We start from the raw sequence: 26,945 nt of genomic DNA, 5'->3' as shown, positions 1-26,945 counted from the left end.
GTTTTCAAAGATCAACTTCTTTGTCTTTCGCCGAAAACTCGTTTTCAGCGGCGACCTTTATAATATATCATGGTGCCCATCGTTTCGTCAAGAACTTTTTTTGAAAACTTTTTAATTCGACATTTTCTTAACCGAATTATCAAAGTCCCTTTCGAAGGGGCGAGTTATAATTTATCACAGAAACAGGTGGCTCGTCAACATCATTCGCCAAATTATTTTCAGGCTTCTTTTAACAAACGTCCTAAGACATCTTTGCACGGTTAAGAACATCTTTTCTCTACACTAACGTTAGATACTGTCTCCTTAGATGCTGTTTTATAACCGTTATATCAAATGCCCCGGCACAAAAAAAGAAGGACTCGCGTCCTTCCTTAGTCGGTGTAGTACCGGATGGCTTCAGATCCATAAGATCGAATTCCTCTCCATAGCGGAACTTCCTTCACAAGTGATTGATACACCAGCTTGCGCATCACGATCGGCAGCTCTTTGCATACAGGTGCCAGCTCAGGGTGGAGAATAAGCTCCTGTATCGTCCAAGGATTCCGCCGGCTTCTTAAAACGCGGAGCAGCAGCGCTGCTGAGCTCTCCAGCTTCGATATCATGGAGAATTCATAGGCCAGCAGGGCCAGCTCCACTCGTTGCCCGAGCGTTTCCGTACTGACCGTAAGCTCTTCATATAATTTGCGGACGGGTGTATTCAATCCTGTAATCTGCTCCCAAACAGCCGACTCTGGATGAATCCCCCGCTCGATCAGCTCCAGCTGCCCCCAATGATGTAGACCTTCTAATAGAGTATGGTAAGCATCCAGAACCCGCTCTTCCTTCAAGTGCATCTTGGCATCCATATACTTTTGTAGAAAGTGGGCAAAACCGATAAACAATTTTTGCTCCCGGAACGGTTCAGCAAACCTAAGGAAATCACGGCGCAGATTGGACAGACGATGTTGATCGTCTTTTATGATATCTCCTTCTAGGAAGCTTTTGATCAATACTTTGTGTGTGCCGCTCAGGAGTTCCCGATGCAAATCGTCCAGCCCGATACTTATAACCTGGCAGCGTTCCCCGCCTACGATAGAATGCTGGATGGGAGGCTCATCAGGTATTCCGTCATACACGACAACAATATTAACCTCAAAATCATAAACAAGTAATCCTTGCTGCCTTTTGTCCGAATTACGGTATGCTATCGCCCCTACAGCTTCCTCATCAACCGTATTTCCATAATAAAAAGAAAAGTTGGTTAATTCCACGTTTCCCTCCATACATTCCTTGGCGAATTTCAACCATTTCAGTTATAATGTAATTCTACATGTCCATGTAAGTTCCTTCTTTTAGGAGATAAGATCTTATGAAGACGACAAACGGAATACAAGATTTCATTTCTCGGTTCACGTTATTTCATAAACAACTATTTGAAAGACAGGAGTTTTCGAGCCATGATCTTTAAGAACGCAAAAATCAACGCCTTCCGCACTTGGGGATTGCTGCTGACGATGCTGGGTATGGGCCTTATGGTGCTGGGTACGGCCGGAATCGTATTCTTCGGTCAAGCAGGCAAGATATTTGCCGGAATCGGATTGGTGTTTGGCCTAATTATGATGCTGGGGAGTCTTGGCATCTACTTCTGGGCAGGTATGTTATCCACGAGTGCCGTCCAAATTCAGTGCCCGGAATGCAATAAATTGACCAAGATGTTGGGAAAAACCGACCGCTGCATGTTCTGCCATACGATTTTGACACTGGATCCAGGTCAGGCCAACATCACAGCAGAAGAGCTTGAAGCCCAGCAGACCAAATCCTAAAGAGATTTGCAGAACCTGCACATTCAATAGGATTCGCAACTCGTAAGACGATTAAACATAAAGAACCCGGTTATCGCGAGGATAACCGGGTTCTTTATTATGATATGAAGATAAGTTCTGTTCATCCTTAATCATGTATCGTCTTCAGAACTTGCCAGGTTTCCGGAATAGCAAAGCTTCGGTTCCACGAAGCAATGCCGCCGAGCTTCAGCTTTTTGGCCATATTCACTCGGGACTGCAGAGAAGTGCCGTCCTCCATCCATATTTTCTTGATGGATTCTCCCTCTGTGAATTGAACATAGTTCTGCCCTGTACTGGCATCGAGCGTACTTTTCACTTTCTGTTCCTTAAGCAGGGTCTGCAGCTTCTCCATTCCAATCGCTTTGGAGGATACCTTCGTCTCTCCCGCTTCGTTTGTTTCCGTCCACACCCGTGTATATAACGGTACGCCCAATACCAGCTTGGACGACGGTACCGCGTCCTCCTCCATGATTCGCCTTACCGACTGCTCGGCCCATGGCAATGAAGATACGGATCCCGCTTTCGGACTCGCGGCCCAGTGCTCATCATAAGCCATCACCATCATGTAATCAACCGTCTCTCCGAGCCGCTTCCGATCGAGAAAGAGCGACCACATCTCGCTGTTCGATTTTGGCGTAACATCAATAGAAACGATCAGCCCTCTGGCTTTGGCCAGCGGCTTCATTTCCCTCACGAACTGAACGACATGATCTTTATCCTTGGTGTGGACATTTTCAAAGTCGATATTGATTCCGTCGAGTTTATATTGCTTGGCATAAGCCAGCATCTGCTTGATAATATGTGATCTTCTATCGAATGTAGACAGCGCCTCGGTTGTCATATCAGGATCGAAGCTGTTGTCCATCAGAGCCCAGACCTCCATGTTCCTGTTATGGGCCCAGCTTACATACTGCTTAGCGGCTTTGGATTTGACCGTGCCTTCACCATCCACAATGTTGAACCAGGTCGGACTGACCACGTTGACACCGGGCAATTCGCCAATACGATCCGTGCTGGGATTTTTGGTATAAACAGCTTCCCATGCCAGATTGACTGACTTATCCTTCCATTCCAGCTCTGCCCGCGAAGGAGTCTGCGCAAGCAACGGAAGTTCCTTCACGTCCCCAAGTTTAATCTGCTCTTTAAGAGCATATCCCGTATACCCGTTATCCGCCTGGACGAATAACCATCCCTCTTCTTCACGCCATACGCGAAGCCGTTCACCGGCCGGCATGTCCAGTACAATCGGAGACCTCTTCTCCCCGCTCTCGCGGAGAGCCATGGTGTCCTCAGGGTTACCGGGTGCTGCCTCGGCAAACTGAATGGAATCCCCCGCACGCATCAGAATGATGGCGCCTGTCGTCGTGTCCTCGTGAACGACCACACCATAATGCTGTTTGAGCGGCTTAATCGGAACATAGGCAATGCCGTCAATTAGTCTAGGTGCGTAGGGAATAGTGACCACCTTGCCGTTCAGCTCGCCCTTCGTGCTGTCCATCTTCATGCGGAATACCGATTCCGAAGTCGTTACAATGACGGATTCCGTTTCCTGCTCATAACGGATGTTGGCATCCACGCTCTCCTGAATCACCGTTATCGGCAGCAGCAGCTCTTCGCCGGAGCCCCGTGCAGGCTGTTCCTTCAGTTCCCCCTGAACAAAAATCGGCTTGTCCATTCCACGCCAGTCCGGCACGGTATGGGTCTGGTTCGGAAATAATGTGGCGACAACCCACCAGACCCCCGCCGCAAGCAACAACAACCCCAGAAAGAAAGAGCTTCCCCTCGTACGCCTCTTCCTTCCCCGATATCTTCTTCTTGCCAAACTACTCCCCCATTTCACTCTTGCTTATGACTAATCCCTTAATACAGAATAACGCCCTTAAAAATAAAAACGTGTGGAATAGTTCATTCCGCACGTTCATTTATAATAACCGGCGTCTATTGGCAGGACTTGCAGAGCCCATACAGTTCCATTCGTAGTCCCTTTACTTCAAACCCGGTGCTTTTCTCAGCCTGTATTCCAACATCTTCAAGGGACGGATAGCTGAAATCTTCGATTTTACCGCAACTCTGACATATAACATGATGATGATCCGATACGTTGGCGTCAAAACGGCTCGAGTTGTCCCCGTACGTCAGCTCACGCACCATACCGGCTTCAATAAACATTTTTAGATTGTTGTATACTGTGGCTACGCTCATACTAGGAAAATTAGGTTCCAGAGCCCGATAAATATCATCCGCTGTCGGATGACCCATAGATTCCACCAGATACGTTAAAATCGCATGACGTTGCGGCGTGATACGGACACCGGTCGTTTTCAGTTGTTCCAGCGCATGCTGTACGGACGTTCCCATGGTTGCCCACCGCCTTCAAGTTTAACTGGTTTTTACAAAACCTATACCGTTCTTTAGACTTCATTGTACGGCGTTTCTTCGATTGTTGTCAATCCGGCAGAGGCGTCCAGCCCCCGCTGTTCCGGCCTTCCTCCTGCTCCGGATAGCTTCGGTAGATGTTCAGATTACTGTTTCCCTCAATACGAATAGAATGTTCGCCTGTACCGGATTCACCGGAGATGGTTTTCTGTTCGATCAAGAGATTGGGCAGCGTCGTCAGAATTCTGCCGTAGCTAATCGTCCCTTCAAGCTTGTAATCGCCCTCGAGCGGAATGTGAAGATCCATCTCTCCAACCGCACTGTACACATTCCAATCGCCACCAATGCGGGATGAACGTATAGCCACTCCACCATTGAGAGATTCAGCACTTAATTGCGACTCTGCCCCACTGATCAGAATATTGCCGTTTCTCGTCTGAGCCCGGATAAGATCGGTCGTTCGCTTTACCGTCATATTCCCTACCTGCGTAGTTAAATCCGTTTCGCCCGTAATGTCGACGGCCAGCATATTCCCGCGATTAGTGGACATTTTAATATTACCGGTAACGCCGCGCGCCGTAATTTCACCATTTAAGGTCTTGCCCGTAACGTTTCCGTATATCCGATCCATCGTAATAGGCCCATTACCACTCTCAAGCAAAATATTCTCAATCGCTTCCACGCGGTTTAAGGTAATGGCTCCGTTCATCGTTCGTATCTCAAAATTGAATCGTCGATCATCCGGAACCGCGATGTTCAAGTTCATACGAGGCTGCCGTTTGCCTGATTCTCCATAGGCCTTCCCCTTGGAACGAATCGTGATCGTCTTGCCTTCCCCCACTTCGATCGTCGACTGCTCGGCAATCGCTTCAGCTAAACCGGGCTGCTCATGATCGACCCATACTTCCGTCTCCACCTTGATATCGTCTACATCCTGCCGCGTAATGGAGATATCCCCGTTTAAGTGATCGACGATGATTTTCTCGGTTTCAAGCTTCACCGGAATCTCCAATATCGGCTTCTCGAACTGGTTATCTTCAGCTTCACTGTAATCCACTCCCGCTGCCGTCAAGTTCAGGCTCACCCGGTTCCAGAGATGGAGAAAATGCTCCTGCTGGGAGATGACAAATACGGAGGCCGTAACAGCCACTGCCAGCAAAATCCCCCTCATGTCCGGCCGAAACCGAAATACTTTACCTTTGCCTAAGAGACGCGACAGCGTGTACCTGACTAAATATTCAACGCCAAGCAGGATAAATAACAGCGGCCACCAACGCTGGAGCGTAAAAATATAATCCGTGCCTCTCCACTCGTCCAGCAGCAATAAAACGCCTGTACATACAAGCAGTAAAGCGGCTGTATATCGCCCCACTCTAATTTTATGTTTCATCCGTCTCCTCCCTCATCTGTTAGGCAGCTATCACCGTACACTGTGTGCGTTATAGGGACTTGCCCTTGCCTCTTCGGTGCCGGAGAGCTTCCCGGATCCCCGCCCATATCCCGATAACGATCAGCATGATGGCAGAGGCTTCCGCACCATAGTCGCGGATTCCTGTCTGCAGCCAAGGCGGCTTCTGGTGAAACAAAATGAGCATGGTCCCGGTAACAACCAACATGATGCCGAAAGCGATTCCCCGTTCACCCCGGAACGGATGGTTCCGTCCTCTTCCGTCCTCGGAAGCAGCAGCGGCTTCCTCACCACGTTTTTTTCGGGAAATAATATATTCCGCTGCCTGCAGCGCGTCATACACGTTATAGAAATACCCTACCGGAATCAGAAGACCCAGGACGACAAGCAGCGGTACATTGATCTGCATACCGATGGAAGAGAAATATAAAAGCGCCGATATATCCAGCAGCAGCAGCATAATAAATGTTATCCCCTTGCGGTACATACCGAGGTATATATGACCCAGGCCCGGAATGAGAGCGGCTAATAGAAGTGCATATAATTTCCGCTTTTTTCGCTGCAGCCCCGGGTGACGCTTAATCTGGACCTGATGCCGTTTCTTCTTGCTGACTTCGGTTTGTGGTTCGGGTGTTGGATTCATAACCTTCTCGCCTCCTTCCAAACATCCTGGGACAGGCGTTGTTTTACGATGTTTTTTCTTTGATAGTACCCCAACGAGGAGCCGAAGTAACTGGCAAAAAACTGGATAGATCGTCTGCAAAAGGCCTGCAAGCCCGCAAAAAAACGGCACCGCCGGTGGTTCAGCAGTTGCCGTTTATTATGATTCATTCCATATTCTATTCAGCCGTTACCATCGTTACATGGCCGACTCCCCGCAACTGCCGGGTGATCTCCATCGGTTCGAATTTGCGATCGGTCAAGACGTGCAGCGAGATTTCGAGCCCTAATACCGCAGGCTGCAGCTCCCCGTATGCCACACTGCTTCGTTCGTTAACGATAAGCTTCTTGATCACGAATTCCTGTTCCTCCAGAACAACGGATATGTCCTCCAAAATATTCGGCGTATTCGCTGCATGGACAGTGATGAGATGGAGTTTGCTGCCGCGGATGTAACGCTGTTCCAGTTTATTGAAGACAACCAGATTAAGAAGAATTAGTACTGTTGATACAATCGAGGCAAAATAAAAGCCAGCCCCGACCGCCAACCCCACGGCTCCCACAACCCAGATGGACGCAGCAGTGGTTAATCCGGTAATGGATTTACCTGTAAACAGAATGGTACCGGCACCCAAGAAGCCAATCCCTGTAATGACGGCCGTTGCCAAGCGCGCAGGGTCAATCCGAACGTTAATCTCGTCTACAAAATCAGAAAAACCGTAAATGGATAACAGCATAATAAGTGTAGAACCCAAGCATACCAATATATGCGTGCGCAATCCTGCAGCATGGTTGGAACGTTCCCGTTCAAAACCGATCAAACCGCCAAGCAGCATAGCCAGCAGCAATCTTAATAAAATGGATACATTATCTATCACCCAAGGATTATTCAAAAGAACGATACTCCCCTCACGTCGGCTTCCATCGCTTATGCTATATCCTTCATTGTATATGAAGATGGAACTCGGTCAATTCCACGCCCGGAGCAACCTCAAAAGCGTGATTCTTTACAAACCCGAATTTCTCGTACAACGTTACCGCAGGCGTATTTCGCGTTCCTGTTGAGACCACGAACATGGGCGCCTCCTTGTAGGATTCCAACACATGTCGAATTAAAGTCCCCGCGATCCCTTTGCGAAAATGACCAGGATGGACCATCATCCGTGATATGGTGACCTGCTCCTGTTCCGGCTCTACCGCAATAGCTCCGATAAGATCGCCTTCTTCATTTATATATCCAAAAAAGGTTTCCCCGCTCGTACGGATCGTATCAAAGGTATCCTGCAGCGGAGGGATTTCCGAGAATCCGATTAATTCAGCTTCCAAAGGGTACGCCATGTGCTGCAGACTCCATATCTGCTGGACGGTATCCCTATCCTCCAAGGATAATGCTCTTATCATATATTCATCCCCTAACCAAGTTATTATTTCTGATATCTTAAAAGGGAACTTGCCCCCGATGCGGGACAAGCTCCCTTATCTAAATACATTCCGGGAACATGACGGATAAACGTTGATTATCCGTTCAGCACCTCAACCAGCAGTTTGTTGGCCAGCGCAGGATTGGCTTTTCCCTTGCTCTCTTTCATCACTTGACCAACCAGGAAGCCGATCGCTTTCTGTTTACCTGCCTTGTAGTCCTCCACGGATTGCGGATTGTTTGCAACCACCTGCTCGACAATACTCTTGATTGCACCTTCATCGCTGATTTGGACGAGGCCCTTCTCCTCAACGATTTGCGCAGGCAGCTTGCCGCTCTCCAGCATCTCTTTAAAGACGGTTTTGGCGATTTTGCTGCTGATGGTTCCCTTCTCGATCAATCCGATCATTTCGCCCAGGCCTTGGCCCGTGATCTTCACTTCAGACAGCTCCAGATTGTTCGAGTTCAAATAACCCAGCAAATCTCCCATGATCCAGTTCGATACCGATTTGGCATCCTTCGTATAGTTCAAGCTGTCCTCAAAGAAGTCGGCGAGCAGCTTGGACGATGTGATAACCGCAGCATCATAGTCCGGCAAACCATACTCTGAGGCATAGCGGGCCTTACGGGCATCCGGAAGCTCGGGAATCGTCGCACGAACCGCCTCTTTCCACTCTTCGCTAATATGCACCGATACCAGATCCGGGTCCGGGAAATAACGATAGTCGTGCGCCTGCTCCTTCCCGCGCATGGAGAAGGTTTTTGCCTGCGCTTCGTCCCAGCGGCGGGTTTCCTGTACAATCACGCCGCCCTCATCGAGAATTTCCGTTTGCCGGTACTGCTCATATTCCAAGCCGCGCTGTACGCCGCGGAAGGAGTTCATATTCTTTAGCTCGGCCTTCGTGCCGAGTTCCTTTTGCCCCCATGGCCGAAGACTGATGTTAGCGTCGCAGCGAAGCGAGCCCTCTTCCATCTTCACATCCGAAACATCGCAGTATTGCATAATCGCGCGCATTTTCTCCAGATATGCCTTGGCTTCCTCTGGTGTCGAGATCTCAGGTTCGGACACGATCTCAACAAGCGGCGTTCCTACGCGGTTAAAGTCAACCAGCGATGCATATCCGCCATCCACGTGCGTGAGTTTACCGGCATCCTCCTCCAGATGAAGCCGGGTAATCCCGATTCGCTTCGTCTTCCCATCCACCTCAATATCGATCCAGCCGTTTTCACCGATCGGCTGATCGTACTGGGAAATCTGGTATGCTTTCGGAGAATCCGGGTAGAAATAGTTCTTGCGGTCAAATTTGCTGATATCGCCGATGGTGCAGTTCAGCGCCATCGCAGCCTTCATAGCATATTCCACAGCCTGGCGGTTTAATACGGGCAGCACGCCGGGATGGCCAAGACAGATGGGACATGTATGCGTGTTCGGCGGGGCTCCAAACGCAGTGGAGCAGCCGCAAAATATTTTGGAATTCGTATGCAGTTCTACGTGCACTTCCAATCCGATAACCGTTTCATATTTTGATGTAGACATCGATTGTTTCCCTCCTTCTCTGCCGCCGGTTTACAGTTCAGGGCGCCGTTTATGGTGTTCAGTATGTTGCTCGTAGGCATGCGCAACGCGCAGTACGGTCGACTCATCAAAGGCTTTGCCGATAATTTGCATACCTACGGGCAGTCCGCCCGCGAATCCGCAAGGAACACTGACTGCCGGCACACCTGCCAAGCTGACAGGAATCGTCAGGATATCATTCAAATACATCGTAAGCGGATCGTCCACCTGAGCTCCCAGCTTGAAAGCCGTAGTCGGAGCTGTAGGTCCGATGATGACATCATATTGCTCGAATACTTTATCGAAGTCCTGCTTGATGAGCGTACGGGCTTTCTGTGCCTTCAAATAATAGGCGTCGTAATAGCCCGAACTAAGCGCATAGGTACCCAGCATGATACGGCGTTTCACCTCATCGCCGAAGCCTTGGCTGCGGGACTCATGATACAGGTCGATCAGGCTGCCTGCATTGTCGGAACGAACGCCATAGCGTACGCCGTCAAAGCGGGCCAGGTTCGAAGAAGCCTCCGAAGAAGCGAGCAAATAATACGTTGCTACCGCATAGTCGGTATGTGGCAGGGAAACCTCATCCCAGGTAGCGCCCATTGCTTCGAGCACCTTCAGTGCGTTCAGGACGGTCTCCTTCACTTCAGCGTCAACGCCCTCGCCCAGGTATTCCTTAGGCACGGCAATACGAAGACCAGTAACGTCTCCGGATAACGCACTCAGATAGTCGGGCACGTCCACTTTGGCAGATGTCGAATCCATTGGGTCATAACCGGCAATCGCTTGCAGGACATACGCGGAATCCTCCACATTTTTCGTCAAAGGTCCGATCTGATCCAGCGATGATGCAAAGGCAACAAGGCCGAACCGGGATACGAGGCCATAGGTTGGTTTCAGACCCACAACACCGCAATAAGAGGCAGGCTGCCTGATGGAACCGCCTGTATCCGACCCCAGCGCAAAGTAAGCTTCACCTGCAGCTACAGCCGCAGCCGAGCCACCGCTGGATCCACCGGGTACCCGATCTAAATCCCATGGGTTGCGCACGGGGTAGAAGCTGGAGTTCTCATTGGAGCCTCCCATCGCAAACTCGTCCATGTTCAGCTTGCCGATCGTCACCGTATCCGCTGCACGCAATTTACCGACAACTGTCGCATCATAAACCGGCGTGAAATTGGACAAAAACTGACTAGCGCATGTAGTGCGGAGTCCTTCTGTCACGATATTATCCTTGATTCCGACAGGAAGCCCGAACAACAGTCCGCGCGTCCCTTCTGAAGCCAGCTTCTCATCCAAAGCCTTGGCGGATGAACGAGCGCCTTCTTCGTCCAAAGTAATAAATGCCTTCACCCGATCCTCACGTTCGGAAATACGGGTAAAAGCTTGGTCAACCAGATCGGTTACGGAAAGCTCCTTATTCTGAAGCTTATTATGTATCTCCGTTAACTTGTAATCAAACAGACTCAAGTGTATATCCTCCCTTCAGGCTATTCCAAAACAGCAGGTACTTTAATTTGATCGTCTTCTTCATCCGGTGCGTTAAGCAGCACTTTCTCGATGGGCAAACTCTCGCGCACTTCGTCTTCTCTCATGACATTGCTGAGATGAAGCACGTGTGTAGTCGGCTCAACACCTTCTGTATCCAATTCATTTAACTTCTCGGCATATTGTAAAATCGCATTCAGTTGGCCGGTAAACATCTGCTCTTCTTCAGGCGTCAAATTCAAACGGGCCAGCTTCGCTACATGCTGAACATCCTTATCGGTAATGCTCATGGCTTTACATCCTCCTTCATGCCCCTATCCAGTTAAAGGGGTAAAGTCTGTCACGACAACTTTTCTCATTATATTGTAGAAGCATGCAAGATTCAATCCAAACAGCTTGAAGCTTGCTGCTTTGGAGTTACTTTTCCATTCCATCAAAAAAGAGTCGGCCTCAGCCGACTCTTCTAAATCCAAGCACGAAGATTCACTTGTTTGATGAAATCCGCCTGGGATATTGCTTCCTTGGTTTCTTCTTCCTCTTCAACACTTTCCAACTCGCCGTTCATCACTTGATGAAACAGCTTCTCATTATATGTCGACAGGGCGAAATCGATGAGCGCTTCCCGCTCGACCCGCTCGGCTTCCTGTCTCAACACGATTGATTCCAGCTCGACATCATCTGCCGGAACAAAAAAATTACGGTTGAGGCTCGGAATCCGAATGACGTAATCGAACGCATTGTCTGGATTTCGGTCATAAGCGATGATATAACCGTATTGACCGATTGGAAGATTCTGCTCAAAGGCGTCCGCAACGATTGTAATCTTTTCCCCTAAACGCAGCATCGTCTACCTCCTGAGTTGTCTATCCTTTTTTAAGAGATAAGAAAATATAAACTTCAGAGGCTTATCATCCTTATCTCACAAGAAAAACTTCCGCTAAATACGGTCTCTCTTCTGATAACGTACGTCGATAGACGTTTTTCTTGTCTTCATAGTCTACTAAAAAAAGATAGAGATGTCCATGTGATTCAGATAAAACCTGAATCTCCCATGGTAACTAGGATTGCGGGGACAATGGACTCCTTCTGAGCAGCCTCGCGGCAACGATAATCGACACCGCCATAATCAGCATGGCAACGAGTATCGGTGACCACGCGCTGCTCCCTGTGCCAAGAATTCGCTCCGCTGCCATGCTGCTTAAACGGCCCGGGCTCCATTGGACGCGGGAGGGCAGCAAACCGGATAAGAGCGAAAGTACGCCGGCAACTGCCAAGCTGATGAAGGCCGCAGCCGGCCCGCGCAGGATTGCACCCAGCGGCAGCACAAGCGTGACGATCCAGGCCAGCCATACAGCATATAAGCCCCCGCCGCTGGTAACCGCTCCCCATTCCAAAGGACCGATGAGCTGATACGTGTAATATGCAGCACTGCCAAGTCCAAGCGCAAAAGAACCGACCAGCAACGTCATCATGGCGGCCCATTTGGCAGCCATCATAGGAATCGTGGATACCGAGCGGGCGAGAACAAGCTCAGCCGTACCGGTGGCCCGCTCCCCTGCTACCGTGTTCATTGCCGCCAGCACAAGCACCAGCAGGCCGATGGTGCTGAATTGGCTCAAGGTTGATGCCATCACGTTCTCAGCGGACGGAACGGTAAATAACGCCGCCGCTTCCGGGGGCAATTCCCCGGCCATGGTAAGGATTTCCGGCAAATAATATGTGGATACCGGCTGCATAATGCCAAGAAGCAGAAAGACCGCGGGAACCCAAATCCATTTATAGGTCCGACCTGCCTCGAGCATTTCTTTTTGATAATAAATCCAGAACGGCTTCATGAGCCCACCACCTTCATAAACATATCCTCGAGCGAAGACGTGCCCGCTTCAAAACGAAGCAGCTCGATTCTGTCATCGGCAAGCTCCTTGATTAACGCAGCACGCGCAACATCCATATCCGTCACCATCAGCTTGGCGCCGCGTTTGCCAAGCTCGATCTCATGCACATAAGGACGGCTCGCAAGACTATCGAGCCAAGCAACCTCCCGCTCCCCCGGTTCAACCTCAATCGATAGGACCGGCTGGCGGTATTTCGTGCGAAGTTCACGAAGGGCGCCTTTCTCCGCAATTTCCCCGTCTACCATCAGTACCATGTCATCGCAAATTTCCTCCGCATCGTGAAGCACATGGGTAGAGAACAGAACGGTGACTTCCCCGCGCAAGCGATCCAAAAGGTCCATAACCTCACGGCGCCCGATCGGATCAAGTGCCGATACCGGCTCGTCCAGCATAATCAGCTCGGGCTCATGCACAAGCGCCTGAGCAATGCCAAGCCGCTGCTTCATTCCGCCGGAGTAACCGGATATTCGGCGTTTAGCGGCCTGCTGCAGACCTACCATTTCGATGACTTCCCGGCTTCGCTTAATGGCTTCTCTTCCGGATAATCCCGACAGCTTGGCGCTGAAAGACAAGTACTCCATGCCCGACATCCAGCTATAAAACTTCGGGTACTGAGGCAAGTAACCAATGCGGTTGCGCCAGCCGCTCGTTTGCGTATCGGCTGATCCATATCGGATCTCCCCCCGGGTTGGGGGTATCAATCCAGCCAGCATCCGCAGTGTGGTTGTTTTGCCGGCACCATTAGGACCAAGCAGGGCAGTGCAGCTTCCACGCTGCAATTCAAATGAGATGCCCTTGACCGGTGTGATGCTTCCTATGCTTTTGGTCAATTCATGAATGCTTAAAAGCTTCTCCGTCAAACTTCTCGCCTCCCCGCAACGAAATAAGCAACGCTGCCAATAATGTTACCCAGCAGTATAATGAGCACCCACATCCATCTCGCTCCACGAATACTCGCAGGCTCTGCCCTGAACAGAGATACAAGCCCTGTCACCGCAAGAATCGCTTGCAGTGCAAGGATCGGCCAGATCAATCCCCAATTAATTTCCATAATAATCCTCCCATGTTCCATATTTAATGAAGAAACTTAAGACTTGCGGTCATCTTTGTGAATGACGAATATCCAGTAAAAGAGCAGCGGCATTGGCATTGTCGTAGACCCCCATATCCCCCAGAACCAGGCCATCTTGCCAAGCCCCCGCTTCCGGGCATCCAGGAAAAGCCATGTCCCTTGGATCAGCACAAGCACAACGGCAAGGATGATCACTGCCAGCGGGCTCTCGTTAACTTCATTCATCAGATTCCCTTCTTTCCGGCAGACCTTAGACTCTTGGAAAATACAAGAACGGAAATCCCGGCAACCATGCCGAACCCGTGAATAAACAGTAGGATCATCGGCGCCGCCAAGGCAGCCATCAATCCGCCACCAACAATAAAGAATGCTACCAGAAGAAAGAGCAGCAATTCGTATTTCATCCGTCGCCGCTTGCGCTCCAAGGTATGAACGGCCAGCGTATGCAATCCTTCCAGGGATGGGGATGGCACATCCTCAAACAATTGATCCACCCGTTTCATTTCTTTGGTAAATCCTTCAATCCATATTTCGTCTTCACGCTCAGGTCCTTTGACCATCGTCACCCATCTCCTTTCGCAGCTGTTTGATACCGTAAGCTGTTCGTGATTTCACCGTTCCTTCGGGAATGCCAAGCATCGTTCCGATTTCATCATAGCTATAGCCGTAATAATGCTTCAGCAGTATAGCAATCCGGTGATCCTCAGATAAGCGGGATAATCCATTCAGCATATCCGTCCAATCTTCTCCCCGCCGCTCCATCTGCCAGCGCAACCGCCTTGCCGACTGAACCGCCTCCTGCTCCAGCCATTTCTTCTCCCGTTTCTTTCGCCGGGTGCTATCGATGAACAACCGGGTAGCAATGGTTATCATCCAGGAGGAAAAGGACGAAGCCCCGTTGTATCGGGTTATATTCTCCATGCACCGCACTATGGTATCCTGAGCAGTATCCTCTGCAACCATCGGGTCCATCGTCACTTTTAGCAAATATTTATAAAGAAAGGAATAATGCTGCTTGAACAGCAGCGCCATGGCCGCTGCATCACCTAATTGCGCTTGTCGTACCAAGTCCTCTTCATCAGGGATCATGAAAAAATCATCACCTTCTTTCGCATTCCAATCGTAATACGATTAACAACAGCCAATCGTTCAAATGGATATTTATATTTATCGTGTACCGAATGATATCATTTATTAAATCCTATCATGACGGTAAGAAAATCATCGATACCTGTAAAAAAACGCAAAAAAAAGCAGCCGGTAAATCACCGGCTGCCCTCTCCAATAGAAAGAACACATTCACTTCATGATGAGGGTGTCATGTTCGTATGTCGGTCTATTGATTAAATCGTATAACCTGCAGCCGATGATGCCATGGCTGCTGCGCTATCCCTTCATCCTTCACCAGCCTATCCCAGACAACCGAGGATATTTCCGTCTGGGCCTGCCGGTGGGACTCCGATTGTCGATCAATCGCTTCGCTTCTTGTAACACTCCCGTTCAACAGCGATAGATGATCTTTCCTCACTGGCGCTTCCCCCTAATCACGTCCATGCCAAAAAACTCCCCATAAAATAAAAGAACGCAAACCGGGATAAATTCCACAGTCTGCGTGCTTCGCAAGGGTAACATTTAATTAACCGTATTGTATCAATGTTGTCTATGTTTGTCCAGACAAAAATTCCCGATTTATGTCGGAAGCTATCTTATCGGCTGGCAGAGACGTAAGGATTCCGCTGTTTTTCATAGCCAATGGTTGTCCGGGGTCCGTGGCCGGAGTACACAACGACTTCATCAGGGAAGCTATACAGCGTATTTTGAATGGAATCAATCAAATCACGTTCACGACCTCCAGGAAGGTCTGTTCGCCCAACGCCTAGACGGAACAGCACATCACCGGAAAACAGATCATTTCCACATTTGAAGCTCACACTTCCCGGGGAATGGCCCGGTGTATGAAAGACGCTGAAGGTATGTCCGATTAGCTGCAGCTCAAGTCCATCCGCCAAATCGTACTCAGCCGGTTCGGTGGACAGCGGTTCCGTTACCTGTGGCCACATCATCGAGCCGTTAAGCTTCGGGCTGGACAGCCATTCACTCTCTAGGGTGTGCAGGTAAACAGGACAACCCTTTAGCTTACGGATTTCCTCGACACCGGCCATATGATCGAAATGCGCATGGGTCAGCAGGATCGCTTCAATTTCCAAATCGGCTATCCGTTTCACCAACGCTCCCGGGTTCATGCCGGGGTCGATGATGACTGCTTTGCCTTCTACAGGCCCTGTCAGCAAATACGCATTCGTCTGAAGTGGTCCTAAATTAAAAGTCTCAATATGAAGTGTCATGATTAGAACCCTGACATAAGTTCACGCAATTCCTTAATGATGGCAGCGTGGAACTCATACCCTTCCCCATAGGCTTGAATAATGCTTTGTCGTGTGACCGCAAGGTTGTCCTGATAGTCCGATGCTTCACGATCCGGATTGTTCTGTTTAAACTCAATCATAAACTTCTGCACATGCGCCGGACGGGGTCCCCATGTACCGAGAACATGCCCTCCGGTATCTGAAATGATAACAATCGGAATGGAACGACCACCCATGGTCAAGAACTGATCCATGACATCCAGATTCTCTTCCATAATCAGCACTTCGGTCTCAATCCCGGCAGTCTCCATCGCCCGGAATACGACAGGCATATTGCGTGCAACATCACCGCACCAATCCGCTGCCAGAATGAGGACCCGCAGATCATCCCGGAAATTCAGACTTTCGAAGAACTCTTTATCCTCTTCATTCTCCCAGACAAACTGTTCATATCCTGCCTTGAACGCCTCCTGGTTCTTCTGCATGCCGTCCATAAATTGCTGTGGAGAAATCCCTGTCCCCAAATGATTTGCCATATTCATGCTCATTCGTTATTTCGACCTCGCCTTCGATGATTTTATCCATTTTATCAAAAAATAAAGAATCATGACGGCCAATGCCCCCAGCAGAATCTCCTGCACGTATGGCCCTGCCTTCTCGTCGATATGCTCCCATTGATCGCCCAGAAGCAATCCGAGATATAAGAATAATGCCGTCCATGGAATAACGGCCAGGGTGGTCAACAGCGTAAACCGTCCCACAGGCATCTTGGAGATTCCGGCCGGTATGGAAATCGCATGCCGTACCACCGGTACAAACCGTGCTGTAAATATAACACCGGTGCCGTACTTGCTAAACCATTCCTCGGCGTAATCGATATGCTTCTTCTTAATCAATATGTACTTCCCGTACTTCTCCAAGAAGGGCCTGCCTCCGTAACGGCCGATCCAATAAATAAACAACTGTGCGAGCACGCCGCCAGCGGTACCGAAGAGCATGGCTCCGAGAAAATGAACTTCACCCAGAGACACCAGATAACCGCCATAGGCGAGTACGATCTCGCTTGGGATGACCTCCACCATTAATCCGAGCATGATTCCGAAATACCCCAGCTGCTGGATCCATTCAAACAGTCGGCCTACTGCCTCGTAGAAGAACTCCACGCTTGTCCCCCGCTTTCCACTGCGTTGATTTCTTGTACTAGCCTATTCTAACACAGCCCGGGACATGCCTTCTACTGCGCCCAATTATGGGCGGCGCTGTGACTTTCGCCGGTTTCGGGACATATGGTGAAGCAAAGGAGTGAGTCACGCATGCATTCTCCCCATGCCAAACAACCGGGCAGCAAGCCCCCCTCCCCGCGCGGGATACGGCGGGCCTGCAGCAAAGAATTATACCGCACGAGTAAACGTCTCAAGCTGTACCTTCCTCCGGAAACCTTGAAGCAAGGTGAAGAATTGTATTACCGGAAGGTGATCGGTAATTTGATCTGGATCCACGAAAACCACAGCAATAAGAAACTTTTGTGCGACTGGTGGGAAAAGGAAGTCTGCGGCGAACTGGCCGAGCTGTGGGAGGTTCCGGAACGTCAGTTGGCCTCGGCCTTCCGGGATGCCTTCGGCGGATAACGCGCTCTTCCTTGTACCCTAGTACAGCATGAATCGCGCTAGCGCCGGGCCGAGATATCTGCTTGCATGGGCTGCCTTGCCACATGCTTCCGTGTTCCCCCATTCAGCGTTTTTTCCAATCGGTTGGCCTGCCGTACCGCAAGCACAGACAGATCGAATTCCCGGTCATTTCGATGATCATCCATCTCACGAAGATCGGCCGCAAGGGAACGATAGCGCTTCAAGATCTTCAAACCAGCCCGAGCCGCTTCAACCGATCTGGCGGAATCTCCTCCCGTCCGGTGCCAATCTGCAAGGGAAGCCAGTTTCAGCACGGCTCGGGTATGTTTGACATCATTGAACCGATCCTGATCGATGGCCGCTATATACCAGGCTGCCGCCTCTTCCGATTCGCCTCTGAGCGAATAAGCTTCTGCCAGCTTCCAGCTCAGCCCCGGGTGATTCGGTGCATATACCAAACTTTGCATCAGCAGCGGAATTCGCTGGCTTGGGGGAAGCCAATCCACCAGGCTCAGTGCCGCCTCCGTGTTGACGGGGCTCCACCTTAACGAGGATTGGAGGAGCGCGATCTGCCGTCCGGGCGGCTCCGAGGCGGCCCCACGCTCTTTGACCTCGCTGATGCCCAGCACAGCAGCGAGGAGCACCCAGCCCGCGAGCAGAACGATCACTGTAACCCTGAGCAATGGCAGCGATTGTAACGGCCGATTTCCCCCGTTCCCTTCATAAACGGCTGGCAGCTTCTTCTCTATTTTGAAGGGTTTGCGTCTTTGAGCTGTGTCAGGGCCAATCTGCACTTTCCGACCAGAAGAGGCTGCAGCGAAGCCCATTACTGTAAGCCACAGCAGCAGCAGCCATACCAGCCCAAAGCACCAGTCAAAGTCCACTGCCGCGTGTCCAATCAGCACAAAGGCAGCGGGCATGAGTCGGGAGCTCACAGCAATGAGCCTCGCAACCATAAAGCTAACCAGAACAAGGACAAGCAGCAACCCGATCACTCCCGTATTCAGCAGGATATCCATATATCCGCTGTGCACCTCGGCACCCACGTAGGGCTGGGACTGAATGGCAAGGTAGGATTGCCGCCACGTCTCCCCTCCCCGTCCCAGCCACAGCGACGACCGAGCCAGCTGCCATGCGTCGCTGTACATGAGGCGGCGCGCGCTCAGCGTTGCCGCGCCGCCCAGAGTCCGATCCTGCACCTGATGCAGGATCACCGCTCCGGCTGCGGCAGCCAGCAGCGCCGCAGCCCCCAGGGCCCCTGGCGCGGCATACCGCCGCCGCGGGCCCCCGCTGTGCCGCCAGCGGCACAGCAGCAGGCCGGCGAGGACGCCGCCGGCCCAAAGCCCGGCCAGCCATAGCAGGCCGGGCAGCACGGCTGGAGCCAGCTTGGCCTCAGCCAGCTGGCGGTACAGCAGCGCCGCGCTCGCCAATGGCGCGGCGGCAGCCACCAGGAGCGGCGCGAAGGCACGCCGCTCCTGGGCGAAGCCGGCCGCACACGCAAGTGCGGCCGCGAGCCAGGCGCCGCGCGACTCCGTCAGGAGCAGCGCGGCGGTGTAGGGCAGCAGCGGCAGCAGGGCAGCCGCTGCGCGGAGCGTGCCCGTCCGGGTCCGCAGGACGGACGGCAGCGCGAACAGCCGCTCCAGCAGGAAGGCGGCCATCACGGCCCCGAACGTGTTCGGGTACTGAAGCAGACCGCCAAGCCTCGCGCCCGTCGCGCTGATGTCCGCATCTGCCGTATGATAGATCCCATAAGGCAGCTCCAAAAGTCCATATACGGCAAGCAAAGCACTGCCACACAGCGCAGCACCCATCAGATGCCAACCCGCCTGCATCATGCGTAAGCCATCACCTGTACGGCATATACGCCAGGCGACGGCTGCAAAGGAGCCGTAGCTTCCCCACAGGATGATCTCTTTCATCGTACCTTCCAGAGAGAGTGGTCGCCCGATTGCATGAAGCACATACATGAGAATCATTCCGCAGATGCACCCAAGCACCACTCGCAAACCTTTATCCAAATTAACCAAGCCAGACATCATGCCAATGCCATGAATCTCCTGACCTTGGATTCCACCATACCGTTCAGTTCCCATCATAAGCAGCAGAAGCACCCCAAAACCGGCTCCGACCCCATAGATATCCCCATCAAAAAACATTCCACTCCGGATACCTGCCACAAAGACAAGCGCAATCAGCGTCATTCCGCAATTACGATGCAGGGTCTTCCATGCCATGAACCAATCGCCCCCGTTCCAATGTTTAACCATTCATCCTCAGCTGCTCCACGGCATCCGTCCTTCGTGGGACTAACCATCTAATAGCATTGTGGGCAAGGACATACGTCGTTATTCTTGAAACAGCGTCGGGGATCTCATCGATGCTAGAAAGCCGCTGGATCCCCTAGATTGAGGCTTAGAGTGCCATCATAAAAAAATCGTCTATTTTGATCTACATTCTCAGAAGAAGGACCGCGTTCTGATGCTGCCCAGCAGAAGCGGAATTATCAGCAATCAGGGTGAAGCTATCTGCTCGATGCCAGACTTTCTTGCGATATCTGGAAGACCAAGCTTCGAGGTTTATACTTAGTGGTGCCACCAAGCAGCATGGAAGTCTGATATCTAAAAAAGCGATGAAAGTGTGGTCGCACTTTCATCGCTTTTCTGAGATCAACATGATGTGATTTTACGTATCCGGCAGCAAGTCCTTGCACGCCCGCTCAAGATATGGTGAGGCGCTTAAAAAATCGCGGAACGCGGTATATTCCTGCCACAGCTTATCCCGATCTCCGGCAGAACCGCTAACCGCACGGATCAATATATTTTTCGGAGTATGTTCCATATCAATAAACTCCAGCAGCTGTGTCTTGTAGCCCATCAGATCGAGGAGCTTGGCTCGAATGGCGTCCGTGGCAAGCGCCGAGAATCGTTCCTTTAGAATACCGTGGGACAGCAGCGGCTCCATAACAGGGCTCTGGACTTGGGAGAACAGCTCATGCTGGCAGCAAGGCACCGACAGAATAACCGAAGCACCCCAACGGACCGCTTTTTCCAGCGCTGCGTCTGTTGCCGTATCACATGCATGCAGCGTGACCACCATATCCACTTGCTCCAGTTCGTCATATTCCGCAATGTCACCGACAAGAAACTGCAATTGGGTGTAGTTCAGTTTTTTCGCCAGCATACTGCAGTGTTCGATGACATCCGCCTTGAGATCCAATCCGACAATATTCAGCTTTCTGCGCGCGGTTACCGCCAAATAGTGATATAAAGCGAAGGTCAGATAGGATTTCCCACAGCCAAAATCAACGATCGTCAGTGGACGGTCCTCCGGCAGGTGGGGAAGCACATCCTCAACCATTTCCAAAAACCGGTTGATCTGTTTGAACTTATCGTACCGGCGAGCAAACACTTTGCCGTCCTCACTCATGATGCCGAGTTCCACCAGAAACGGAACAGGCTCTCCCTCTTCAAGGATATACGTCTTTTTCCGGTTATGGGACAAATCCGTCTTGGTCTTGGAGGCGGATTTGGTCAGAATCGAAACCTTGTATTTCTTCGAGATCAGAACCTGATAATCCGCTTCCGGCGTATACATCATCGCTTGCCGGAATACATTCTCGAACATGTCAACCAGCACCGCCTCCGCCTCATCCACCGGCACGTTCTGATGGGTCACTTTGGTTCCGGAATAATAGGCGAACTGATAGTGCAGCTTATTCTTGAGCTCTACGGGCTTAACCGTTACTTTGCTGTAAGTCATGCCTTCCCGCTTACGAAGCTGGCTTAGCGTAGCCGTGATCAACGATTCTTCTTCCATGATGTTATGAATCAATTTTCTTAATGCATCCAAAAGGTACATCTCGCTTTCTTTATGTGATAGACAGGTTAATCCCGCTTTAGGTAAACGACTTGTCGCTGTTCACCGCTGCATGCGGAAAACGACGGTTAAGCTCATCCATTCCTTCGTGGACTTCCTCCAGCGGAAGCCCGCCCTTCGCCAAATCCTCGGGCAGCTTCTGCTGCAATCTTTGATAGAACTGTACGGCTTCCCCATATTCCATCTTGTCGTTATCCAGCAGTTGGTAGAGGGTGTTCTCCGCTTCCGCGTACATCCCCTGCTGCTCCGTATATGCATAGTAATCCCGCATCGCCGTCTCGGGCAATGCGTATGACCTTAAACGTTCTCTCACGATACCGATCCGTTCCGTCAACCCGAGCAGTTTGAGATCCGCTCCTTGCAGGGCCGACTTCAAATATAGCTGAAAAACCTTGGTATAGAGCATAACAGCCTCTTCTTCACGCTCCAGCTCAAGCAGCAGGGATGCTTCCTCTTCCATAAGCCTGACGGCGCTTTGCAGCTTGTCCGCTTCCAGATAACCATGACTGCGAAATAGCTGTTCAATATCGGCGGCGGACAATGAGCGAAGAAGCCCTGAATTCAACCGGAACTGCCGTTTAAAGAGCTCATCCAGCTCCCATAGGGCTTCTGTGTGCTTGCGCTCCTGCTTCAGCGAAAACACCTTGGCAATCATCTGTGTCATATCCTCAATTAGCCGGACGAGATAATCCCTGCGAAACATACGCCCACCCCCAATCTGCATCCATGTCAGATACAGCATATTCCTGATCTTAATCGTTACCATGCTGCGTTCAGCTGCCAAGAACCCGAAGGAATACAGGGCAGCCTTCAGCGAACCAACTTACAAGGTAGAAATTTTGCCGGGTCAAGCCCAAGCCGGATCACGATTAAATTGTAGGCTATCCGGGGCCAGAATTCCAGTATCCGGCCTTCCCCTCCCATTCTCGGCTCTACTTCGGCCAGCCAAGCATACGAGGTATAGCACGCCTGGCACAAAAATAAATGAACGGATATCCCGTTTCGGGGGTATCCGTTCATTATAAACTATTGAAAGATTCTCATGCGTTTATTCATGCTCAAGCCGTCCCATGAAGGAAGTTATGACATCGCCAAGCTTCTCCGGCGTCTCCATCATACTCATATGTCCAGCGCCCTCGATTATGATTGGGGTCACGTTGTCATGGTCTGTCGTAAAGGTACGCTCTGCCGGAATCAATCCGTCCTTCTCCCCGGCTACCAGCAGGATAGGCAGCGTGGACGCCGAGAGCACATCACGTCGGTCCGGACGCTCGCGCATCGCCAGCGCTGCTCCGATCGCTCCCTGAGGTGGCGTTAGATAACCTATCTCCTTCGCCCGCTGAATACATTCCGGCTTAGTATCCTTCGTATCCGGAGCGAATAAGCCGGGCACCAATCCATCAACAAAAGCCGTAATGCCCTCCCCTTGGATGGTGCTGACTGCCTTCACCCGCTTCTCCTTCGCTTCGTCCGAATCCGGGTAGCCTGTGGAATGAATCAGGCCGAAGGCGTTCAAACGAGAAGCGTAACGCTGGGCGAAGGAGAGCGTGATATATCCTCCGAGGGAATGACCGAGTAATACTGCCTTCGGGATGTCGAGCTCATCCATCAATAGCAGCACATCGTCTGCCATCTGTTCAATGGTATACGATCCCATCGGTGCATCAGACCGCCCGTGACCACGGAGATCCGGTACAATGACTCTGAAGCCTTGAAGAAATGGCAGGACCTGTTCCCAGTAGGCGGAGCTTCCGCAGAAACCGTGAAGCAGAATGATTGGCTCACCTTGTCCCTGATCAACATAACAAATCGTGCTGCCGTTGCATTGTACTTTTTCCATAGCGATACCCTTCTTTCTATTCAGCGGATGTCATCTGATAGACACCCATTATTTTATAAAGAATGATCTATTATTAAACAGAAACACCCCCGGCTGAAACGCCGTGTCTTACGGTATAAGGCCAAAGGCTATAGCGGCTTGCTTTGCTATCTGCTCCGCCATCCCCATGACTTGGTATAGGGACGTCACTTGAAGAGTCCAATACGGTTTCGGTCCATGGACGTTCACAACCGCTGCCACGCTGTAATCTCCCACTGCCGGAAGTCTCCCGCCAACGGACTGGGCAGGCGTCAGCGGGCCCTCGCACGTAAAGAAATATCCGACTGACGAGGCTTGTCCCAAGCATGCATCAATAGCAATAACCGCCTTGTCCTCAGGTATACCTTGAAGCCTTGACACAAAATTAAAAGCGTCACACGGTTCGGGCAGCGTCCCGATCACATGCGGAAAACCGTATTCCATGAGCCGGCTTCCTGTAAGCGGTCCAAGTGCATCTCCTGTCGAACGGTCGGTGCCTATACATAAAAATACGACGCTGTCCAACGCATGCCGCTGCGAAATCGACCGAAAAAAATCCGTTAGTTCATACCCCGACATTTTAGCTTTTACAGCCTGTACGCCTGGCGTCTTGCCGGATTGTTCGCTCATGACGGACCCCCTCCTTGATTACATCGCTTGAAGCCTTGTCCCGCAGCCTGAAAACCTTTTTTTCCTGATTTTACCCTATCTCTGTCTCCGATGGCAAAAACATTGGTCGAGCCGCACGGTAACATGGTACAATACAGGGACGAAAATCGTAAATCCGCCAATGAGAGGATGGTGTTAATCCATGGATTTGAGTGAAAAATCCCAAGCCAATATCGAGTATATGATTGAACAGATTAAAACCAAGCTTCGGATGGCTACAGGGGCTGCCATGCAAGCCTCCGCCTTTTCGGTTAATCAATATGATGATATTTATGATTTGTACGACATGGTCATGAATAAGCAAAACCTTAGTATATCGGAAGTCGAAGCTGTTGTATCGGAGCTCGGGCAGCTGCGCGGGAACCAGTAGATCATCATTGCCCGAAAATCTTGAAAAGATCTAAAAGAAGAATCTTGTATAGCAAAAGCCCCCGGAACTTCGCTAATCTAAGCAAAGTTCCGGGGGCATTCTGTTCTTCTCTACGGCATATCGATCATCACCACTTCCGAGTTCCCCTCACTGGAGTTCCCTCGGAAAGTCAGCTCATGACGGCGCTGTATCCTGGCCGCGTCACCCGCTGTAATATCAAACATGCCGTCTTCCGATGATATTTCCACTTGACCGCTTATCACGTACAAGTGCATTCTCCGATCTTCGGCCAGACTGTACGTCAGTTCTTTCCCTGTCTCCAGTATGGTACTGCATATTACAACATCCAGCGACTCGGGCAAGCTGTGCTCACCGTGACCCGGCCCCATAATCGGAAGCACCTGATTCAATTGCTGTTCTTTTGTAAAATCGCCTTGGTGATGACTGGTCTCAAGGTCCGCCTCCGCAGGTAGAAACCACATTTCCAGATAGCGTACGTCCTCGGAAGTTGAGGCATTCTTCTCTGCATGGTACACGCCGGAGCCTGTATTCACGACATGAATCGAACCGGGAGTCAGCTCCATTTCTTTCCCTGTATCATCTTCATACGTTAACGTGCCTTCCAGCACCAAATGGACAATGACTAAGTCATGATGAAACCTTCGATCAAAACCTTCCATCGGTTTAAGCACATATTCATTATGTGCCAGCAAGCTTCCAAAATGCTCGTTATGTGGGTCTGTATAATCACCAAAGGAAAAGCTGAATTCACTATGAATCCCGTCTTTATGGGTCGTATGTCTTTCCGCTGCCGTCATGATCTTAATCATGGCCGGTCACCTCCGCCGTTTTTACTATTCAATACCCCGGCGGTTTCCGGTCTAATCAGTCATGCTTACGCATGAGTCAGCCTAAATGCGGTTTCCACCCTGCCTACTTTAAGACCTTCATCGTTGTATAAATCCTTGGGGTACGCGGCTTTCAGGCGATCGATGGTCATTTTGTTGTTATACCCGATTTGCTCCAATATGGACTCCGCTATCCAGCCCCATTCTTCTTCAGAGCCGTCTGCAATTTTGAACGAAATGCCGAGGCGCTCCTTCTTCAGACCCAAGCAGTACACACCTTTAAAGCCTCCCTTGGCCACAATATTATCATCTTCCAAAAGAAGGGTGTCCACCTTGTGATTTCCCGCCACCATATAAGGAGATGCATGCATGGCCTCCGTAATTCGGATGACCGCCCTTTGTGTTGGCTCATCCTCAATAAGTTCCGGGGATGCGAGCTTCATATAGGCTGTAGCCAGAGCACGAAGCGGCAGGGCAAATACCGGCAGGCCGCAACCGTCGGTTCCCAACCGGATATCCGAAGGAGCCAGTCCGGCCAAATCGGAGACCGTTTGAAGAATCTCCTGCTGCAGCGGATGCTCCGGCTGATCGTATCCCGTCAGCGGATATCCTGCCATCTGGCAATAGGCCAGCATGCCATAATGCTTGCCGGAGCAATTATGATACCATTTGCTCTTGTCTCTCCGCTCTCGCAGAAGAGCTTCTTTATTTTCCTCATCCAGCGGCCAGCTGGACGCGCAAACCATGTAAGCTTCGCTAATATTCACCTTGCGGGCAAAGCCTTCCAATACTTTTACGTGAGCCGGCTCTGCCCGATGTGAAGCCGTCATGATGGCGATTTCCTTATCCGTCAGTCCATAATGGTCAGCAAGCCCGCCGCGGATGGAGGGGATCGCTTGCATCGGCTTGGCCGAAGAGCGCGTAAACGCCACATATTCCGGATTTCCCGCGTAAGCCTGGACACTTCCTTGTTCATTAACAATACATATATGTCCATTGTGGACGCACTCCAATATGTCCGCCCGATATTCCTTTACTAATACAGTGTCCATGTTGTATAGCTCCTTCTATAACCGTCTGTGACCGCATTCCTGCCTTAAAAACCTCTTCATGTGTGGTACCTGTATTCCTCGCTTATTCGAGGATTATCGCCAATCTGTATTCAGTATAGTACAAAAAACCGCAAATGACAGCAGGGTTAATTCCGTAGGGGACGGACATTTCATATTATCCCCCGTTTCACGCTGTCCTGTTTCATGATGTGGCCTTAGGTTTAATTACGAGATAAGCAAGCCCACTCGAAAAACATTGCTCTTTAAAAAGGAGGCGATCGTATGTGGGGAATCATTATTAGCATCGTAATGGCAATCATCATCGGGATTATCGGGGATGCACTGGTTGGTCATGAAATGCCGGGCGGAATTATCGGGTCCATGATCGCTGGTTTCGTGGGCGCATGGCTCGGACCATGGCTCTTCGGAGCATGGGGGCCTGTCATTGGCGGATTTGCCATTGTGCCCGCCATCATCGGTACAGCTATCTTCGTATTCTTGCTCGGTCTTGTTGCCAAGCTATTTAGACGTACAGCCTGATTCTCGTGTCTATATTCTTTTTATATTAACTAAAAGGAGTG

General features: G+C 50.7%; 32 protein-coding genes. 4 read left to right on the top strand and 28 right to left on the bottom strand.

All coding sequences use genetic code 11. The features are described from left to right. Window positions 1-371: 371 nt before the first annotated feature. The gene (locus ABEW73_RS24400) at window positions 372-1,250 is read right to left on the bottom strand and encodes a hypothetical protein (RefSeq protein WP_430161492.1); all 879 of its coding nucleotides are present in this window, start codon (window positions 1,248-1,250) and stop codon (window positions 372-374) included. A 186-nt stretch (window positions 1,251-1,436) separates the two neighbouring features. Here ABEW73_RS24400 and ABEW73_RS24395 point away from each other — a divergent pair, with 186 nt between their 5' ends. Next, window positions 1,437-1,802, top strand: a complete 366-nt coding sequence (locus tag ABEW73_RS24395; RefSeq protein WP_076325456.1) for a YgzB family protein — start codon at window positions 1,437-1,439, stop codon at window positions 1,800-1,802. A 127-nt stretch (window positions 1,803-1,929) separates the two neighbouring features. On the opposite strand, the gene ABEW73_RS24390 is transcribed toward ABEW73_RS24395, so the two are convergent. From ABEW73_RS24390 to ABEW73_RS24295, 20 genes are all read right to left on the bottom strand, one after another. Continuing rightward, window positions 1,930-3,645, bottom strand: a complete 1,716-nt coding sequence (locus tag ABEW73_RS24390) for a glycosyl hydrolase family 18 protein (protein ID WP_430161494.1) — start codon at window positions 3,643-3,645, stop codon at window positions 1,930-1,932. A 116-nt stretch (window positions 3,646-3,761) separates the two neighbouring features. Continuing rightward, window positions 3,762-4,181: a peroxide-responsive transcriptional repressor PerR gene (gene perR / locus ABEW73_RS24385; RefSeq protein ID WP_071219580.1), complete on the bottom strand. Its 420-nt coding sequence runs from the start codon at window positions 4,179-4,181 to the stop codon at window positions 3,762-3,764. Between the two features lie 88 nt (window positions 4,182-4,269). After that, window positions 4,270-5,589: a DUF4097 family beta strand repeat-containing protein gene (locus ABEW73_RS24380; RefSeq protein WP_430161496.1), complete on the bottom strand. Its 1,320-nt coding sequence runs from the start codon at window positions 5,587-5,589 to the stop codon at window positions 4,270-4,272. A gap of 49 nt (window positions 5,590-5,638) precedes the next feature. Beyond that, on the bottom strand, window positions 5,639-6,250 hold the full coding sequence (locus ABEW73_RS24375) for a hypothetical protein (protein ID WP_430161498.1): 612 nt from the start codon (window positions 6,248-6,250) through the stop codon (window positions 5,639-5,641). Between the two features lie 196 nt (window positions 6,251-6,446). After that, on the bottom strand, window positions 6,447-7,160 hold the full coding sequence (locus tag ABEW73_RS24370; protein ID WP_430161500.1) for an MgtC/SapB family protein: 714 nt from the start codon (window positions 7,158-7,160) through the stop codon (window positions 6,447-6,449). A 49-nt stretch (window positions 7,161-7,209) separates the two neighbouring features. Beyond that, window positions 7,210-7,668, bottom strand: a complete 459-nt coding sequence (locus tag ABEW73_RS24365; RefSeq protein ID WP_213647777.1) for a GNAT family N-acetyltransferase — start codon at window positions 7,666-7,668, stop codon at window positions 7,210-7,212. Window positions 7,669-7,784: 116 nt separating this feature from the next. Further along, entirely contained in the window at window positions 7,785-9,224 is a 1,440-nt protein-coding gene (gatB, locus tag ABEW73_RS24360; RefSeq protein WP_430161502.1) for an Asp-tRNA(Asn)/Glu-tRNA(Gln) amidotransferase subunit GatB, read from the bottom strand. 30 nt (window positions 9,225-9,254) lie between these two features. Next, on the bottom strand, window positions 9,255-10,712 hold the full coding sequence (gatA, locus tag ABEW73_RS24355; protein WP_430161504.1) for an Asp-tRNA(Asn)/Glu-tRNA(Gln) amidotransferase subunit GatA: 1,458 nt from the start codon (window positions 10,710-10,712) through the stop codon (window positions 9,255-9,257). 20 nt (window positions 10,713-10,732) lie between these two features. Continuing rightward, window positions 10,733-11,020, bottom strand: a complete 288-nt coding sequence (gene gatC, locus ABEW73_RS24350; RefSeq protein ID WP_071219587.1) for an Asp-tRNA(Asn)/Glu-tRNA(Gln) amidotransferase subunit GatC — start codon at window positions 11,018-11,020, stop codon at window positions 10,733-10,735. Between the two features lie 173 nt (window positions 11,021-11,193). Further along, entirely contained in the window at window positions 11,194-11,574 is a 381-nt protein-coding gene (locus ABEW73_RS24345) for an ATPase (RefSeq protein WP_430161506.1), read from the bottom strand. A 214-nt stretch (window positions 11,575-11,788) separates the two neighbouring features. Continuing rightward, window positions 11,789-12,565 (bottom strand): hypothetical protein, encoded by a 777-nt coding sequence (locus tag ABEW73_RS24340; RefSeq protein ID WP_430161508.1) that lies wholly within the window; start codon window positions 12,563-12,565, stop codon window positions 11,789-11,791. Beyond that, window positions 12,562-13,485, bottom strand: coding sequence for an ATP-binding cassette domain-containing protein (locus tag ABEW73_RS24335; protein WP_430161510.1), 924 nt, complete (start codon window positions 13,483-13,485; stop codon window positions 12,562-12,564). Before ABEW73_RS24335 ends, ABEW73_RS24340 begins: the two co-directional genes overlap by 4 nt. Next, window positions 13,482-13,676, bottom strand: coding sequence for a PLDc N-terminal domain-containing protein (locus ABEW73_RS24330; RefSeq protein WP_430161512.1), 195 nt, complete (start codon window positions 13,674-13,676; stop codon window positions 13,482-13,484). The genes ABEW73_RS24335 and ABEW73_RS24330 overlap by 4 nt, the downstream gene beginning before the upstream one ends. A gap of 36 nt (window positions 13,677-13,712) precedes the next feature. After that, window positions 13,713-13,922 (bottom strand): hypothetical protein, encoded by a 210-nt coding sequence (locus tag ABEW73_RS24325; RefSeq protein WP_430161514.1) that lies wholly within the window; start codon window positions 13,920-13,922, stop codon window positions 13,713-13,715. Beyond that, window positions 13,922-14,257, bottom strand: a complete 336-nt coding sequence (locus ABEW73_RS24320) for a YxlC family protein (RefSeq protein WP_430161516.1) — start codon at window positions 14,255-14,257, stop codon at window positions 13,922-13,924. Before ABEW73_RS24320 ends, ABEW73_RS24325 begins: the two co-directional genes overlap by 1 nt. Further along, window positions 14,241-14,786 carry an RNA polymerase sigma factor SigY gene (sigY, locus tag ABEW73_RS24315; protein ID WP_430161518.1) on the bottom strand — a complete coding sequence of 182 codons (546 nt, stop codon included), beginning with the start codon at window positions 14,784-14,786 and terminating at the stop codon, window positions 14,241-14,243. The genes ABEW73_RS24320 and sigY overlap by 17 nt, the downstream gene beginning before the upstream one ends. 247 nt (window positions 14,787-15,033) lie before the next feature. Next, a complete protein-coding gene (locus ABEW73_RS24310; protein ID WP_430161520.1) occupies window positions 15,034-15,225 on the bottom strand; it encodes a hypothetical protein in 192 nt (63 codons plus the stop codon). Between the two features lie 178 nt (window positions 15,226-15,403). Next, a complete protein-coding gene (locus ABEW73_RS24305) occupies window positions 15,404-16,042 on the bottom strand; it encodes an MBL fold metallo-hydrolase (RefSeq protein ID WP_430161522.1) in 639 nt (212 codons plus the stop codon). Between the two features lie 2 nt (window positions 16,043-16,044). After that, on the bottom strand, window positions 16,045-16,611 hold the full coding sequence (locus ABEW73_RS24300) for a thioredoxin family protein (protein ID WP_430161524.1): 567 nt from the start codon (window positions 16,609-16,611) through the stop codon (window positions 16,045-16,047). Window positions 16,612-16,614: 3 nt separating this feature from the next. Next, a complete protein-coding gene (locus tag ABEW73_RS24295; RefSeq protein ID WP_430161526.1) occupies window positions 16,615-17,226 on the bottom strand; it encodes a DedA family protein in 612 nt (203 codons plus the stop codon). A gap of 150 nt (window positions 17,227-17,376) precedes the next feature. On the opposite strand from ABEW73_RS24295, the gene ABEW73_RS24290 reads away from it, so the two are divergent. Further along, window positions 17,377-17,691: a hypothetical protein gene (locus ABEW73_RS24290; protein ID WP_430161528.1), complete on the top strand. Its 315-nt coding sequence runs from the start codon at window positions 17,377-17,379 to the stop codon at window positions 17,689-17,691. A gap of 38 nt (window positions 17,692-17,729) precedes the next feature. On the opposite strand, the gene ABEW73_RS24285 is transcribed toward ABEW73_RS24290, so the two are convergent. From ABEW73_RS24285 to yyaC, 5 genes are all read right to left on the bottom strand, one after another. Then, complete coding sequence (locus ABEW73_RS24285; protein ID WP_430161530.1) at window positions 17,730-19,958, bottom strand: O-antigen ligase family protein; 2,229 nt, start codon at window positions 19,956-19,958, stop codon at window positions 17,730-17,732. Between the two features lie 415 nt (window positions 19,959-20,373). Beyond that, entirely contained in the window at window positions 20,374-21,549 is a 1,176-nt protein-coding gene (locus ABEW73_RS24280) for a class I SAM-dependent methyltransferase (protein ID WP_430161532.1), read from the bottom strand. Between the two features lie 37 nt (window positions 21,550-21,586). Then, the gene (locus tag ABEW73_RS24275; protein WP_430161534.1) at window positions 21,587-22,270 is read right to left on the bottom strand and encodes a DUF6483 family protein; all 684 of its coding nucleotides are present in this window, start codon (window positions 22,268-22,270) and stop codon (window positions 21,587-21,589) included. Window positions 22,271-22,615: 345 nt separating this feature from the next. Next, window positions 22,616-23,407 (bottom strand): alpha/beta fold hydrolase, encoded by a 792-nt coding sequence (locus ABEW73_RS24270; protein WP_430161536.1) that lies wholly within the window; start codon window positions 23,405-23,407, stop codon window positions 22,616-22,618. Window positions 23,408-23,515: 108 nt separating this feature from the next. Continuing rightward, the gene (gene yyaC / locus ABEW73_RS24265; RefSeq protein ID WP_430161538.1) at window positions 23,516-24,055 is read right to left on the bottom strand and encodes a spore protease YyaC; all 540 of its coding nucleotides are present in this window, start codon (window positions 24,053-24,055) and stop codon (window positions 23,516-23,518) included. A 181-nt stretch (window positions 24,056-24,236) separates the two neighbouring features. Between yyaC and ABEW73_RS24260 the strand changes: the two genes are divergently transcribed. Then, window positions 24,237-24,464, top strand: a complete 228-nt coding sequence (locus ABEW73_RS24260; RefSeq protein ID WP_430161540.1) for a DUF1128 domain-containing protein — start codon at window positions 24,237-24,239, stop codon at window positions 24,462-24,464. 110 nt (window positions 24,465-24,574) lie between these two features. On the opposite strand, the gene ABEW73_RS24255 is transcribed toward ABEW73_RS24260, so the two are convergent. Together ABEW73_RS24255 and ABEW73_RS24250 are read right to left on the bottom strand one after the other, a co-directional pair. After that, complete coding sequence (locus ABEW73_RS24255; RefSeq protein WP_430161542.1) at window positions 24,575-25,294, bottom strand: pirin family protein; 720 nt, start codon at window positions 25,292-25,294, stop codon at window positions 24,575-24,577. Window positions 25,295-25,359: 65 nt separating this feature from the next. Next, a complete protein-coding gene (locus ABEW73_RS24250) occupies window positions 25,360-26,364 on the bottom strand; it encodes an asparaginase (RefSeq protein WP_430161544.1) in 1,005 nt (334 codons plus the stop codon). 282 nt (window positions 26,365-26,646) lie between these two features. Here ABEW73_RS24250 and ABEW73_RS24245 point away from each other — a divergent pair, with 282 nt between their 5' ends. Beyond that, the gene (locus tag ABEW73_RS24245) at window positions 26,647-26,904 is read left to right on the top strand and encodes a GlsB/YeaQ/YmgE family stress response membrane protein (RefSeq protein ID WP_006212694.1); all 258 of its coding nucleotides are present in this window, start codon (window positions 26,647-26,649) and stop codon (window positions 26,902-26,904) included. Window positions 26,905-26,945: the final 41 nt, after the last annotated feature.

It is taken from the genome of Paenibacillus lautus, from assembly GCF_050482385.1.
In the GTDB taxonomy this organism is placed as follows: domain Bacteria; phylum Bacillota; class Bacilli; order Paenibacillales; family Paenibacillaceae; genus Paenibacillus_AQ; species Paenibacillus_AQ lautus_B.
Note: the sequence above shows the minus strand (reverse complement) of the source record. Positions and strands in the feature narration are given on the sequence as shown.

Coding starts and splice junctions, on each gene's coding strand:
- ABEW73_RS24395 (WP_076325456.1), top strand. CDS start 1,437: ATGATCTTTAAGAACGCAAAAATCAACGCCTTCCGCACTTGGGGATTG.
- perR (WP_071219580.1), bottom strand. CDS start 4,181: ATGGGAACGTCCGTACAGCATGCGCTGGAACAACTGAAAACGACCGGT.
- ABEW73_RS24380 (WP_430161496.1), bottom strand. CDS start 5,589: ATGAAACATAAAATTAGAGTGGGGCGATATACAGCCGCTTTACTGCTT.
- ABEW73_RS24375 (WP_430161498.1), bottom strand. CDS start 6,250: ATGAATCCAACACCCGAACCACAAACCGAAGTCAGCAAGAAGAAACGG.
- ABEW73_RS24365 (WP_213647777.1), bottom strand. CDS start 7,668: ATGATAAGAGCATTATCCTTGGAGGATAGGGATACCGTCCAGCAGATA.
- gatB (WP_430161502.1), bottom strand. CDS start 9,224: ATGTCTACATCAAAATATGAAACGGTTATCGGATTGGAAGTGCACGTA.
- gatC (WP_071219587.1), bottom strand. CDS start 11,020: ATGAGCATTACCGATAAGGATGTTCAGCATGTAGCGAAGCTGGCCCGT.
- ABEW73_RS24345 (WP_430161506.1), bottom strand. CDS start 11,574: ATGCTGCGTTTAGGGGAAAAGATTACAATCGTTGCGGACGCCTTTGAG.
- ABEW73_RS24340 (WP_430161508.1), bottom strand. CDS start 12,565: ATGAAGCCGTTCTGGATTTATTATCAAAAAGAAATGCTCGAGGCAGGT.
- ABEW73_RS24330 (WP_430161512.1), bottom strand. CDS start 13,676: ATGGAAATTAATTGGGGATTGATCTGGCCGATCCTTGCACTGCAAGCG.
- ABEW73_RS24325 (WP_430161514.1), bottom strand. CDS start 13,922: ATGAATGAAGTTAACGAGAGCCCGCTGGCAGTGATCATCCTTGCCGTT.
- ABEW73_RS24320 (WP_430161516.1), bottom strand. CDS start 14,257: ATGGTCAAAGGACCTGAGCGTGAAGACGAAATATGGATTGAAGGATTT.
- sigY (WP_430161518.1), bottom strand. CDS start 14,786: ATGATCCCTGATGAAGAGGACTTGGTACGACAAGCGCAATTAGGTGAT.
- ABEW73_RS24305 (WP_430161522.1), bottom strand. CDS start 16,042: ATGACACTTCATATTGAGACTTTTAATTTAGGACCACTTCAGACGAAT.
- ABEW73_RS24300 (WP_430161524.1), bottom strand. CDS start 16,611: ATGAGCATGAATATGGCAAATCATTTGGGGACAGGGATTTCTCCACAG.
- ABEW73_RS24290 (WP_430161528.1), top strand. CDS start 17,377: ATGCATTCTCCCCATGCCAAACAACCGGGCAGCAAGCCCCCCTCCCCG.
- ABEW73_RS24285 (WP_430161530.1), bottom strand. CDS start 19,958: ATGGTTAAACATTGGAACGGGGGCGATTGGTTCATGGCATGGAAGACC.
- ABEW73_RS24280 (WP_430161532.1), bottom strand. CDS start 21,549: ATGTACCTTTTGGATGCATTAAGAAAATTGATTCATAACATCATGGAA.
- ABEW73_RS24275 (WP_430161534.1), bottom strand. CDS start 22,270: ATGTTTCGCAGGGATTATCTCGTCCGGCTAATTGAGGATATGACACAG.
- ABEW73_RS24270 (WP_430161536.1), bottom strand. CDS start 23,407: ATGGAAAAAGTACAATGCAACGGCAGCACGATTTGTTATGTTGATCAG.
- yyaC (WP_430161538.1), bottom strand. CDS start 24,055: ATGAGCGAACAATCCGGCAAGACGCCAGGCGTACAGGCTGTAAAAGCT.
- ABEW73_RS24260 (WP_430161540.1), top strand. CDS start 24,237: ATGGATTTGAGTGAAAAATCCCAAGCCAATATCGAGTATATGATTGAA.
- ABEW73_RS24255 (WP_430161542.1), bottom strand. CDS start 25,294: ATGATTAAGATCATGACGGCAGCGGAAAGACATACGACCCATAAAGAC.
- ABEW73_RS24250 (WP_430161544.1), bottom strand. CDS start 26,364: ATGGACACTGTATTAGTAAAGGAATATCGGGCGGACATATTGGAGTGC.
- ABEW73_RS24245 (WP_006212694.1), top strand. CDS start 26,647: ATGTGGGGAATCATTATTAGCATCGTAATGGCAATCATCATCGGGATT.